Source organism: Pedobacter flavus (assembly GCF_036324285.1).
GTDB lineage: Bacteria > Bacteroidota > Bacteroidia > Sphingobacteriales > Sphingobacteriaceae > Pedobacter > Pedobacter flavus.
Genome location: NZ_JAZDQU010000002.1, coordinates 912,518 through 925,555, shown reverse-complemented (window position 1 = coordinate 925,555; position 13,038 = coordinate 912,518). Strand labels below are relative to the sequence as shown.

Here is a 13,038-nt window from a genome sequence, read left to right as displayed (position 1 = left end):
TATGTTTAAGCATTTTATACAGCAGCTTTCTGGAGACGAAAATTACCTTATTTTTTCTCTCTTAGTATTTTTTGGATTCTTCTTATTGGTAGCTGTTTACCTATTCTTTATGAAGAAGGAATATATAGAAGAGATGAGCAATATGCCAATTATAGATCAAAACAAACAAGATGAAGAAGTTTAGTTTATTATTAATAGCAGGGCTGATGGTAAAATTTACCTCAGCCCAAGATACAACCGTTGTGGCCACTGGTGGTGGTTTAAGTACAACAGAGATAGTAGTTTTAGCAGGATTAATATTTACCGCTTTATTGGTAATAGTAGTTTATTTAATGCTAAACACTTTTAAAACGTTAATTGCAGAAAGAAATAATCCTCAGCCTTTAGTAAAAGATGAAAAAGTTAGTTGGGAAAAAGTAGAGGAGAAGAAAAGTAATTTTTGGGAAAAACTACTTAGTTTAAAACCAATTTCTGCAGAAAAGGATTTAGAGTTAAAACATAAATACGATGGTATTTCTGAACTTAATAATCCTGTTCCAGGATGGTTTAACTTTCTATTTTATGGTACTATTGTTTTTGGAGTTGTTTATTTATTTATCTACGAAGTATCAGGTATTGGAGGTACGCAAAGAGATGAGTATTTAACTGAAGTTACAATTGCTGAAGCAGAGAAAGTAGCTAGTTTAAAGAAGTTAGGGGCATCTATCGACGAAAATAGTGTTAAAGTAGATCAAACACCTGCAGTTATAGAAAATGGTGCTGTATTATTTGGCGCTTATTGCAAATCTTGCCACGGAGAGAAGGGTGAAGGAACGGTAGGTCCAAATTTAACTGATGAGTTTTGGCTTCATGGAGGTACTGTAAATGATATTTTTAAAACTATTAAATATGGTGTTGTAGATAAAGGTATGGTTGCTTGGGGTAAAAATATGTCTCCAAAAAATATTAGCGATATTACCAATTTTATTATTTCAATTAAAGGAAGTAATCCGCCAAATCCTAAAGCACCTCAAGGTGTTAAGATGGAAGAAAAAGAGGAAGAAACTTTATAAATAGAATTATGACATCCGACCTTAAAAATACATTGAAACTTTTTGGGAGAAATTTCATTTATCCCAAAAAGCCGTCGGGTAAATTATACGATCGTCGTAAATGGTTTAGTTATACACTGATTGTAATATTATTTGCTCTTCCATTTATTCAAGTAAATGGTGAACAGTTAGTTTTACTAAATTTTATTGAACGTAAATTTGTATTTTTTTGGTTGAAATTTACACCTCAAGATTTCTATTTATTTGGCTTTGCAATGTTAGTTGGGATAATTGCAATAGCTTTATTTACAGCGATTTTTGGAAGAGTTTGGTGTGGTTGGGCGTGTCCTCAAACCATATTCTTGGAAATGATTTTCAGAAGAATAGAATATTGGATTGAGGGCGATGCCAGCCAGCAAATGAAATTAGATAAGCAACCTTATAATGCCAATAAGATTTTTAAAAAGGTCTTAAAACATGGCATTTGGATCTTTATTTCACTTTTAATTTCTAATACTTTTTTAGCCTATATAATTGGATCTAAAGCGCTTTTTAAAATAATTACTGAGCCCATTAGCGAGCATTTAGTTGGTTTTATTTCGATATGGGTATTTACAATGGTGTTTTACTTTGTATTTAGTTATGTTAAAGAAATAGTTTGTACAGCAATTTGTCCTTATGGAAGACTACAAGGTGTATTATTAGATAATAAAAGTATTATAGTTGCTTACGATGAAAGAAGGGGCGAACCAAGAGGTAAAATCAGTCATAATGATTCTGTCGCAAAAGGTGATTGCGTTGATTGTGGCTTGTGTGTACACGTTTGTCCAACCGGTATAGATATTAGAAACGGTACTCAGATGGAATGTGTGAATTGTACGGCATGTATTGATGCTTGCAATGTTGTAATGCAAAAAACAAATAGACCACTCAATTTAATCGGTTTCTATCATTCAGATTATATTAAAAAAGGAATACCGTTTAAGGTAGGCTTGCGCGCCTGGGGTTATATAATTGTTTTATTTGTAATGCTTAGCGCCATTTCCTTAATGATGTATAATCGCAAAGAAGTTGATTTAACCTTATTAAGAGCTTCTGGAACATTATACCAAGAAAGAGTAAAAGGAGAAATTAGTAATTTATATAACGCAGAGATTACTAATAAATCTAATCGAGATATCCATTTTAGATTGGCTTCTGAAGATGAAAAAGATAGTATAGAAATCGTTCAAGGAGGCCAACATTTAAAAAAGGATAGTAGTATGTCCATTACGTTTTTCTTAATTAAGAAAAAGGCAGATATAGATGAATTTAAATCGCCAGTAAGGATTTCTATTATTGAAAATAATCAAAAAATTAACACCGTAAAATCAACATTTTACGCTCAGCCAAATTAAAATATGCATTGGGGTCACAAGATTATAACAGGAATGATATTGTTTATGATATTCATTTTGGGGATGTCGTATTATATGTTTTTACATCATACAGATACTTTAGTAGATGAAGATTATTACGAACAAGGAATTGAATATGATAAGAAATTGGTGAAGCTAAATAATGCATTAGATACCGCTGCTTTACCAGCAATTAAAGTTGATAGCGCCAATATTTCTATTAGTTTTAAATCTCCGTCTACTTTCAATTTAGCTATTAAACGTCCTGCGGATGCAGCATTAGATAAAGAATTTAAAAGCGATATTCCAAAAACTGAATTTGTACAATCAATAACTGATTTAAAAAGTGGTTTATGGTTATTAGAATTAAATTGGAAATCTAATGGAAAGGAATATATAAAAGAGACCTATATTAATAAATAATGAACATTTATTGGGTAGCTACTTTAATGGGATTGATGGGCAGCGTGCATTGTGTTGCCATGTGTGGTCCGATTTTGTTAGCTATACCTTACAATAATACTTCTAGATGGGTAAATTTTTTTAAAAATTTAATTTATCATTTTGGAAGGATTATGGTTTATGTAATTTTAGGCATACTTATAGTCCTAGTTGGAAAAACCGGAGGGTTATTTATAGACCATCAAAAAGTAAGTTTATGGATTGGAATCATTATGGTTTCCCTTTCAATATATGCTCTATTTGGCTTTAGGTTTAAGAAATATGATTCTTTCTATAAAAAGGTTATAAATTTATTCAGTAAAGTCTTTGGAAAATTCTATCAATCTCGATTTTTTCCATTGTTAGCAGGTATGTTAAATGGTATTTTGCCATGTGGAATGGTGTATGTAGCATTAGGTGTATCGGCAAATGCCAATTCAATCATGGAAGGATCAAAATTTATGTTGTTTTTTGGTCTAGGGACAGTTCCTTTATTATTAATTCTATCTGTTGGAGGTGTCTTTATAAAAAAATACATAAAATTTAACCCTAAAACTTGGGTGCCAGTATTCGGTATATTTTTCGGAATACTTTTTATTACTAGGGCTTTAGAATTAGACTTGCCTTTTATTTCTCCGATTATTTTAAATTCAATAGACGCTTTCTGTAAATAAAAACAGGAAGTGAATTTTATTATTTCTTAACACAAATAGTTTATTGTTTTTAGTTAAAAATTATAGTTTAAATGTTCTTTTTTAAACACAATATGGATTTTATATCTCTTTAATTAATTTTTGTAAAAATAATGATATTGTTAGATTTTGTATAATTTAAATTATTGATAATCAATTTATTGTGATGTTTGTGTTGAATTTATTTTGTAAAAATAAGAGCGCTTATTTTTTATAATGTTTTGATTTTATTAAAAATTATTAACTATATTTGATACTTACCCTTCCGGGTATGTTTTTCATAGGTAGATGTGGGGCTGGTTACTTTTAGTTTCCAGCCCTTTTTTTATTATCTTTAATCATGAATAAAAAGAAAATAATTGTAGCTATTTCTGGGGCTAGTGGGGCAATTTATGCTAAATTATTACTTCAAAAATTACAACTTCTATCAGATCAAATAGAGCAAGTTGGAGTAGTGATGTCTGATAATGCAAAACAAATTTGGAAGGATGAATTGGATGACACTTCATTTGAGGGCTTTCAGTTTGATTTTTACCATAAAATGGATTTCAATGCACCTTTTGCTTCTGGTTCTGCCAAGTACGATACTATGGTGGTTATTCCTTGTAGTATGGGTACTGTTGCAAGAATAGCGCATGGTATTTCTAACGACCTGGTTACTAGGGCGGCAGATGTGATTTTAAAGGAAAGACGTAAGTTAATCTTAGTAACAAGAGATACGCCAGTAAGTTTAATTCATTTAAGGAATATGGCAACCGTAACAGAAGCAAATGGAATTATCTGTCCGGCTACGCCATCATTTTATAGTAAACCACAAAATATAGAAGAATTGGCATTAACAGTAGTTGATAGAGTGGTCGATTTGATTGGTTTAGATCATACTACCTATAGATGGAATGAATAATCAAGATTTTTAATTAAAATTTCAACTTGATTTTCATTTTACAGAATACTGACTAATCTTTTCGTATTTTTGTAAATTCATGAAAAAAGTAGCTTTTTATACACTGGGCTGTAAGCTCAATTTCTCCGAAACAAGCTCTATTGGACGTCTTTTTACTGATGCAGGGTATCAGATAGTAGACTTTACTAATGCAGCTGACGTTTATGTGATTAATACCTGTTCTGTTACAGATCATGCTGATAAAAAGTGCAGGAAAGTGGTTAAAGAAGCGCTTAAGTATTCACCGCAAGCATACATTACCATTGTGGGCTGTTATGCTCAATTAAAACCTCAAGAAATTGCAGAAATAGAAGGGGTTGATATGGTTTTAGGTGCCGCAGAAAAGTTTAGAATTGTTGAATTTATTACTGATTTAACAAAAGAGCCTAAAGCAAAAATTCATCAACAGGATATTTCAGAGGTAGGCCATAATTTTGTTGCAGCTTATTCTTTTGGTGATAGAACACGTACTTTTCTTAAAGTTCAAGATGGCTGTGATTATCCATGTACCTACTGTACAATTCCTTTAGCTAGAGGTGGAAGTAGAAGTGATACTATTGATAATGTGGTTGCAAGAGCCATAGAAATTGGTAAAAGCGGAGTTAAAGAAATCGTTTTAACAGGCGTAAATCTTGGCGATTTTGGAATAAGGGAAGGTGTTAGATCTGATAAATTTATTGATTTAATAAAAGCTTTAGAAGCAGTTGAAGAAATTGATAGATTTAGAATTTCTTCGATTGAACCAAATTTATTGAGTAATGAAGTGATAGATTTTGTGGCATCAAGCAAAAAGTTTGTACCCCATTTCCATATTCCTTTACAATCTGGTTCTGATAAGATTTTGGGCTTAATGCGTAGAAGATATCAGCGCGATTTATACAAAGAACGTGTTGAGCGCATCAAACAAATTATGCCTGATTGCTGCATAGGCGTTGATGTAATTGTTGGATTTCCAGGTGAAACTCAGGAAGATTTCTTAGATACTTACGAATTTTTAAATAATCTAGATATTTCTTACCTACATGTATTTACGTTTTCTGAACGTCAAGATACCCCAGCTACTAAAATGAAAGGTAAAGTAGCAGGTAGCACAGCATTCGAAAGAAATAAGATGTTACACATCCTTTCAGAAAAGAAAAAGCGTGCTTTTTATACAAGTCAGATTGGTAAACAAGCAGAAGTTTTGTTCGAAGATGATTTAAAAAATGGATTTATGCACGGCTTTACTAGAAACTATGTTAAAGTAAAAGCTAAGTATGACCCAGTAATGGTAAATGAAGTAAAGCAAATTCAAATGGTTGCGTTAACTCCAGAAGGTGAGATGGAAGTTATGGAAACTTCAATACCTGTGCATACACATTAAAAAAATATATATTATTTATAATGCTGTCGCTTTAAACGACAGCATTTTTTTTGCGATTATTTGCATAGAATATTAAACCTAATCCAACTAGGATTAAAATTGTAGATATTAATTCTGCTTGTGTGAAAGCTAAATTTCCAATATGATATTTAGAGTTAACTCTTATAGATTCAATTAAAACGCGTTCTACACCGGCCATAATCAAATATATTCCAAATATTACCCCTGGTGTTTTAATGTACTTTCTAATTGCCCAAAGGATGCCAAATAATACCAAGGCCATAAAAACTTCATACAAAGGTGTTGGATAAACAGGTTGTGGCAATTCAAAACAAAATCTACCTACACAATTTGCCATTGGTAATCCTTCTTGAGCAACATTGTTGGGGTAGGTATAAGCCCACATCCAGTCGGGCAACCATGAAAAAGGTTTTGGATTTAAATTTACAATTCCCCAATCGCCATCTCCTGATAAATGACAACCAATTCTTCCTACTCCATAGGCCAACATCATTCCAGGGCCACCTACATCTAACATGTGAATGGGTTTAATTCCATTCTTTCTCGCAATATAAATTACTGCTGCACCTCCACAAATTAATCCACCATAAAAAGTTAAACCACTAAAAGAAAGTAATCCGCCAACAGGATCTTTTACAAAAGAATCCCAATTTTCTAAATTGTCGAATAATTTTGCGCCAAAAAATCCCCATACTGCTGCCCAAATTACAATAGAACTTAATAATTGATGTGGACGAATACTAACTTCAACTGTTTTTGGTGTAGGTAATTTTGCCTTTTGCTTATCCGAATAAGCTAAATAACCAAATATTCCAGCTGCTACAAGACCACCCAATAAATTACCTTCTGAAGATAAAATTACAGTTTGCGCATCGTTAATTAATGCATTATAATTCATTAATCCATAAACTAACTTATAGCCAACCAGAAAGCCAAAAAAAGCGTTGGTGCCAATTTCCATTACAGATGCCGGTTCGCCAATTACTGTTTTCTTTTTTATAGGAAAAATTAAGCTTAGGGCTTCCTTTCTTTGTAACTCTTTAGACATTGCCCAATAACCCGCAACAAATGCAAGCGCTACAAAAACGCCAAATGTGTTAAAAGGAAGAGGAATATTTACGCCAAATAAGTATTCAAGAAAATGGGATACGGTAGGAAACATAAATTAAAATTTAGCTCTAAGATAGTAAAATACTTTTTGAACTAATGGTAGTAAAACCTATGTGTAATAAATAAACAACCATATTTTCTAACGGTTAGGTTGATGTAAATTCAATATTTTTTGAAATAAATAATTATATAGTTTTCGTTTAATTGATTGATTATCATTTATATTTAAATAATAATAGTCAAATTTTTTATGGGTATGGTTTTACAATCTTTTTTAATTAAAAATCTATTTTTGCGATTTCTATTCTTAGCCTTATTTATTTTAACTTTCTCTGTTGCAAAAGCTCAGGTTTTATTTTCCCATAAAAATAACCCCTTAGTAAAAGAAGCTCAATCTTTATATGATGCTGAAAAAGATGTTGATATAATTTCATCTATTAGCAGATTGAAGGAGTTTCCTAAAAAGGATACTTACGATCTATTAGTTTGGGTTGGTTCTTTAAATGATATGAACTTTAAATACAATTTTTTTAAAGCTTTTCATGAAAAATCAGCCTCTGTTTTAGATGAATTTTTAGCTATTAAGCCAACAAATGATGAAGAAATATTCAGATTTAATTCGGTAAGGTATGGGAAAGCATTCGCAACAGAAAATATTGAAGCTTTGTCTAAAACTACTTTAGAATTGAAGAGTTTATTTGATAAAGGTGCTAAACCACTTTATAATTTGATTTCATATGGAATGTATGCCAGTTATCAAGGAGGTTCATCAAGCTTTAAATTGGATGATATTTCAACCTTTATTGTAAAAAATGCCACTAAATTAAATATAAAAAGCGATCATTTTTATGTGATGGCTTCAGGTATTGGAAATCAAACAACAGCAAATTTATCGTCACAACAGCAAGTTTTCCTGAAAAGAAGATTGGAGTATTCTACTGCTATTATTGATAAAATGGCTGCTTTAAAGCCAGAATATATGCCTGATTTATTGAATTTGTTATGGGGCGAAGCACATTGGGTAAGCTCACCACAAGAAAGTATTAAAGTTAGAAAGGAATATATTTACGCACTAAATGGAATTTTAGCTGCTACTTCTATTACCTATCCAAATGCCTCAAAATCAATAAAAGAAGCTAGATTATTATACACTATGTTTCATGATAATCAGGCTAATCAGTCTGCCTTAGTAGAAGAGTTTATAAAGCTGCAACCTTCGAGAGAAGAGGCCTTTAATAAAATCATTGCCTATTTAAATAATTTGCCTTACGATGGTTCATTAGAATTATTATCTCCAAAAAATATAAGTTGGGATAAGTCGTTCAAGGATTTAATTATTAAACTTGATAATTTTAAAATGGAGGCAATATTTAGGTATTCAAATTTTCTTGAAGATTATCTAATGGCAAATTCTATTAGTGATAATTTGGTTGCAACGGTTTTTCAAAAGATTGATAATTATTCTATTTCAGATATGGTTTATTACGCTGATTTAAAGGATTTTGATGCTACTTATTTAAATGAAAGAATAGGGTTGTTACTTAATAAGTTTAATAAAATTAGAATATTAAATAAGTACAAGGGGAGTACAGTTTTTTCTCAAGTAAACCTATTTTATAACTTAAATTATCATTTAAACTATTTGATGGTGAATGAAAATCTTGCGGCTAATTTTTCAGATTTGCAAACAATGGTTAAATCATTAAATTCTAAAGATGTAGAATTTATTGGTCCAACTGCTTCTCAAAAATATATTGAAGAATACAGAAGTGTAATTGAATTGTATAAAGGGAAAATAAATGCAAACCAACAAGCTCAATTAAAAGAGTTAATTAATTCACTTAATTCTAAATTTTCTTCGAAATAAAAAAGTCCTTGATAATTCAAGGACTTTTTAAATGAATAAATTGCTTCTTTATAATGCTTCTGAAACTACTTCTTTTACTTCAGGAACCATCCTTTGTAATAAATTTTGAATTCCCGATTTAAGGGTAATCGTTGAAGATGGACAACCACTGCAAGAACCTCTTAGTTCTACAGTTACTACACCATCTTCAAAAGAACGATAAGAAATTGCACCACCATCTTGTTCAACAGCTGGTCTTACATAATCATTTAAAATTTGCTGAATTTTAATTTCAATTTCAGTCCCTTCAAAATTTAAATTCTCTTCTAATTCCTTATCTTTTATTTTTTGTTCAGATTCTACAGCACCTTTTACAAATTCCTTTAATATGTCTTCTATATCAGACCAATCGGCATCATCTGTTTTGGTAATTGTAACAAAATTACTTGCGAAAAACACCCCGTTAACAAAATTAAATTTAAATAACTCTCTTGCAAAAGGTGAATTTTCAGCACTTTCTTTTGTAGGAAAATCTTCACTGCCATTAATTAATAATTTATTGACCATGAATTTCATGGTAGCAGGATTAGGTGTTTGTTCTGTATATACGTTAATAGTCATAGTACCAAATTTTTTCAAAATTAATAGACATTATTCGAACGCTTGTCTTTATTCCGTCATTTAATTAATAAACACCTGTATAATTAAATGGTGTTATTTTTCTGAGCTCGACTTTAACATCCTCATTTACCTCTAAAGTTTCTATAAAATTACTGATCGATTCAGCATTTATTTTATCATTAGTTCTAGTAAGCTCCTTTAATGCTTCATAAGGATCGGGGTAGGCTTCTCTTCTTAAAATGGTTTGAATGGCTTCTGCTACTACTGGCCAATTGTTTTCAAGATCATTATGAATGGCTTCTTCATTAATTAATAATTTGTTTAACCCTCTTAACGTAGCATTTATCGTAATTAAAGTATGCGCTACAGGAACCCCGATATTTCTTAGTACAGTAGAATCTGTTAGATCCCTTTGTAATCTTGAGATAGGTAATTTAGCGGCAAAAAATTCAAATAAAGCATTTGCAAGACCAGCATTTCCTTCTGCATTTTCGAAATCAATAGGGTTTACTTTATGCGGCATGGCCGATGAGCCAACTTCTCCAGCTTTTATTTTTTGTTTAAAATAATTCTTAGAAATGTACGTCCAGATATCTCTATCTAAATCTATAATAATATTGTTAATACGTTTTAAAGCATCACATTGGGCTGCAAACTGATCGTAATGTTCAATTTGAGTTGTATGTTTACTTCTAAAAAGACCTAATTGATTTGACAGGAAATTATCGCCAAATTCAATCCAATTATGATTAGGAAAAGCAATGTGATGTGCATTGAAATTTCCAGTTGCGCCACCAAATTTTGCAGCATGAGGAATAGATTTTAAAGAATTTAATTGAATTTCTAATCGTTCTGCAAATACTAAAAACTCTTTACCAAGTTTGGTAGGCGAGGCAGGTTGGCCATGCGTATGAGCTAATAATGGTATGTTTTTCCAATCAGTAGCTAATGATTTTATTTTTTCAATTAATGACTCTATAGCTGGATAATAGCTTTCTTCTAACGCCAATTTAAAAGAATAAGGGATTGCAGTATTGTTAATATCCTGAGAAGTTAATCCGAAATGAATAAACTCTTTATATTTTGATAAGTTTAGCTCGTCAAATTTACCTTTTATAAAGTATTCAACAGCTTTAACATCGTGGTTGGTGACTTTTTCTGTATTCTTAACATCAAGCGCATCTTCTTCCGAAAAATTCTCATAAATAGCTCTTAATTGTGGGAATAAACTTGAATCAAATTCGGTTAAATTTGGAATTCCTGAATTACATAGTGCAATAAAGTACTCTATTTCTACGAATACTCTATATTTTATTAATGCTGATTCGGAAAAATAAGTAGATAAGTTTTCAGTAGTACTTCTATATCTTCCGTCGATAGGTGAAATGGCTTGTAATGCAGTAAAGGTCATGAATTATTTTTTTTGCAAAGTTACTTTTTTCTTATTGATTTAAAGGAATTGCAAAAAAATTGGACAAAAAAAATCCCAGTTTGAATACAAACTGGGATTTTTTATATTTCTTACTATTCTTAGTTAGCAGGAGTAGTAGTAGTTGTAGTAGTTTCAACTAAAGTATCAGTAACTGTAGAATCAGAAGTTAAAGTATCTACAGTAGTAGTAACCATACCTGAATCAGTTAATAAAGTGTCAGTGTTTTCAGCTTTTTTCTCTGAACAAGCAACAACTGATAAAGATAAAGCTAATGCTAAGAATCCGAATTTAAATAAGTTTTTCATTCTAAATTTTTGTTTAAATAAATTAATTAATTTTAATGTTTAATACCGCAAAGATAAAAAGGTAACCCAATGATTTGAAAAAAAAATAAATATTAATTTTTTATACCGACCTTGGGTTACTATTTAAGATATTAAGTATTAATTAGTGAATAACAAATTGAGTAATACCATTCCATCAGATAAAGAAGTTGTTTTAGGCATTTTAAACAACACTGAGCAGGTTTTAGATAAATTATATAAAGGCTATTTTCCAATGGTCCTAAAATTTATTTTAAACAATAACGGAGATGAAAATGATGCTAAAGATATTTATCAGGAATGCATAATAATATTATACAACAAAATCAAAAGTGAGGATTTTGAATTAACCAGTAAACTTAAAACTTTTATTTATTCGGTTTGTAGAAGGCTTTGGTTAAAACGGCTTTCAGTTTTAAGTAGAAATGCTGGTAATATTAAAGATTTTGAAGATGTTTTAGCTGTTGAAGAAGAGATTGAGGATCATGAAAAAACAGAATTTGAGTTTGCAAAAATGAAATCCTCTTTAGAAATGCTGGGTGAACCATGTAGTACCATAATTCAAGACTTTTACATAAAAGGCTTATCCATGCAAGAAATAGTTGAAAAATTTGGCTATACGAATACGGATAATGCAAAAACCCAAAAGTATAAATGTCTTCAACGATTAAAAAAGTTGTTTTTTCAGCAGTAGTAATATTAAAAATAGGGAAATGAGGAAAGAATTAGCGATAGATTCCATTATAGAAGATTATTTAGAGGGAAGATTAACTGAAGATGAACTTTCTGCTTTTGAAGCACTACGTAAATCTGATGTAAATATTGACCAAAAAGTTATCGAACATGCTTTATTTTTAAAGTCAATTAATAACTACAAGTCTAATTTAGAGTTTCATTCCAAATTAGATGCTATACATGATGAGTTAGATGTAGAAAGCTTAGTAAGTGTTCATGGCCCAAAACCTACCAAAATTATCCAATTATGGAGAAATAATAAGTCGGCAATTGCGGTTGCAGCATCTTTTCTATTGGTTTTAAGTGTTGCTTTATTTACTATTCAGTCTAATAAAAATCAAGTTGGTACTTATGCTGAAATGAAGAACGAGCTTTCAAAAATAAGAACCTCACAAAATAACCTAATAAGAAATCTACAATCTAACAAACCAACAGCGGTAAATCCTGGAAAGTTTGGAGGTTCTGGTTTCGCATTAAGTGCTAATGGTTATATCTGTACCAATTATCATGTTGTAAAAGATGCAGACTCTATTTATGTTCAAAATAGTAAGGGTGAATCTTTCAAAGTAATTAATATTTACAATGATCCGCAATACGATTTAGCAATTCTTAAAATTGTTGACCCTAAATTTAGCAACTTACCTCAATTACCTTATTCCTTAAAAACTGCGAATATTGGATTAGGAGAGAATGTTTATACGCTTGGATATCCAAAGAACGATGCTGTTTTAGGCGAAGGTTATGTGAGCTCTAAAAGCGGATTTGGTGGAGATACCACAATGGCATACCAAGTTGCTATACCAGTTAATCCAGGAAATAGTGGTGGACCATTATTAAATAACAATGGACAAATTATAGGCGTTATTTCAGGTAAAGAAAATCAAACGGATGGTGCAGCATTTGCTGTAAAGTCTAAATTCATAAAAGAAGCATTAAATGCTATTCCTCAAGACTCATTAGTGAATAAAATTGTAATTAGTAAAAACAGTAAATTGTTAGGGCTTAAGAGAACTAAACAAATTGAAAAATTACAAGATTACGTTTTCATGGTTAGAGTTTTTTAGGATAGGGAATAAGAGAATT

Annotated in this window: 14 protein-coding genes; 10 read left to right on the top strand and 4 right to left on the bottom strand. The window is 30.8% G+C overall.

Going from position 1 to position 13,038, the window contains the following annotated elements; translation table 11 throughout:
- Position 1 precedes the first annotated feature (1 nt).
- From VRU49_RS10310 to mtaB, 7 genes are all read left to right on the top strand, one after another.
- On the top strand, positions 2 to 184 hold the full coding sequence (locus tag VRU49_RS10310; protein ID WP_330146703.1) for a hypothetical protein: 183 nt from the start codon (positions 2 to 4) through the stop codon (positions 182 to 184).
- Entirely contained in the window at positions 171 to 1,052 is an 882-nt protein-coding gene (locus tag VRU49_RS10305) for a cbb3-type cytochrome c oxidase N-terminal domain-containing protein (protein ID WP_330146702.1), read from the top strand. The genes VRU49_RS10310 and VRU49_RS10305 overlap by 14 nt, the downstream gene beginning before the upstream one ends.
- Before the next feature lie 8 nt (positions 1,053 to 1,060).
- On the top strand, positions 1,061 to 2,428 hold the full coding sequence (gene ccoG, locus VRU49_RS10300) for a cytochrome c oxidase accessory protein CcoG (protein ID WP_330146701.1): 1,368 nt from the start codon (positions 1,061 to 1,063) through the stop codon (positions 2,426 to 2,428).
- Between the two features lie 3 nt (positions 2,429 to 2,431).
- Positions 2,432 to 2,851 (top strand): FixH family protein, encoded by a 420-nt coding sequence (locus tag VRU49_RS10295; RefSeq protein WP_330146700.1) that lies wholly within the window; start codon positions 2,432 to 2,434, stop codon positions 2,849 to 2,851.
- The gene (locus VRU49_RS10290; protein ID WP_330146699.1) at positions 2,851 to 3,543 is read left to right on the top strand and encodes a sulfite exporter TauE/SafE family protein; all 693 of its coding nucleotides are present in this window, start codon (positions 2,851 to 2,853) and stop codon (positions 3,541 to 3,543) included. The genes VRU49_RS10295 and VRU49_RS10290 overlap by 1 nt, the downstream gene beginning before the upstream one ends.
- A 358-nt stretch (positions 3,544 to 3,901) precedes the next feature.
- Positions 3,902 to 4,465, top strand: a complete 564-nt coding sequence (locus tag VRU49_RS10285; RefSeq protein ID WP_330146698.1) for a UbiX family flavin prenyltransferase — start codon at positions 3,902 to 3,904, stop codon at positions 4,463 to 4,465.
- Between the two features lie 79 nt (positions 4,466 to 4,544).
- Positions 4,545 to 5,867: a tRNA (N(6)-L-threonylcarbamoyladenosine(37)-C(2))-methylthiotransferase MtaB gene (mtaB, locus tag VRU49_RS10280; protein WP_330146697.1), complete on the top strand. Its 1,323-nt coding sequence runs from the start codon at positions 4,545 to 4,547 to the stop codon at positions 5,865 to 5,867.
- A 31-nt stretch (positions 5,868 to 5,898) separates the two neighbouring features.
- Here the strand turns inward: mtaB and VRU49_RS10275 are convergent, their stop codons facing one another.
- Entirely contained in the window at positions 5,899 to 7,050 is a 1,152-nt protein-coding gene (locus tag VRU49_RS10275) for a prolipoprotein diacylglyceryl transferase (protein ID WP_330146696.1), read from the bottom strand.
- Between the two features lie 240 nt (positions 7,051 to 7,290).
- On the opposite strand from VRU49_RS10275, the gene VRU49_RS10270 reads away from it, so the two are divergent.
- Positions 7,291 to 8,865 (top strand): hypothetical protein, encoded by a 1,575-nt coding sequence (locus VRU49_RS10270; RefSeq protein WP_330146695.1) that lies wholly within the window; start codon positions 7,291 to 7,293, stop codon positions 8,863 to 8,865.
- A gap of 48 nt (positions 8,866 to 8,913) precedes the next feature.
- Here the strand turns inward: VRU49_RS10270 and VRU49_RS10265 are convergent, their stop codons facing one another.
- The 3 genes from VRU49_RS10265 to VRU49_RS10255 form a co-directional block, all read right to left on the bottom strand.
- On the bottom strand, positions 8,914 to 9,465 hold the full coding sequence (locus VRU49_RS10265; RefSeq protein ID WP_330146694.1) for a NifU family protein: 552 nt from the start codon (positions 9,463 to 9,465) through the stop codon (positions 8,914 to 8,916).
- Between the two features lie 64 nt (positions 9,466 to 9,529).
- A complete protein-coding gene (gene purB / locus VRU49_RS10260; RefSeq protein ID WP_330146693.1) occupies positions 9,530 to 10,876 on the bottom strand; it encodes an adenylosuccinate lyase in 1,347 nt (448 codons plus the stop codon).
- Positions 10,877 to 10,995: 119 nt separating this feature from the next.
- Positions 10,996 to 11,202 (bottom strand): hypothetical protein, encoded by a 207-nt coding sequence (locus tag VRU49_RS10255; RefSeq protein WP_330146692.1) that lies wholly within the window; start codon positions 11,200 to 11,202, stop codon positions 10,996 to 10,998.
- A 145-nt stretch (positions 11,203 to 11,347) separates the two neighbouring features.
- Here VRU49_RS10255 and VRU49_RS10250 point away from each other — a divergent pair, with 145 nt between their 5' ends.
- Both VRU49_RS10250 and VRU49_RS10245 read left to right on the top strand, forming a co-directional pair.
- Positions 11,348 to 11,914: an RNA polymerase sigma factor gene (locus tag VRU49_RS10250; RefSeq protein ID WP_431311601.1), complete on the top strand. Its 567-nt coding sequence runs from the start codon at positions 11,348 to 11,350 to the stop codon at positions 11,912 to 11,914.
- Between the two features lie 19 nt (positions 11,915 to 11,933).
- A complete protein-coding gene (locus VRU49_RS10245; protein WP_330146690.1) occupies positions 11,934 to 13,019 on the top strand; it encodes a S1C family serine protease in 1,086 nt (361 codons plus the stop codon).
- Positions 13,020 to 13,038: the final 19 nt, after the last annotated feature.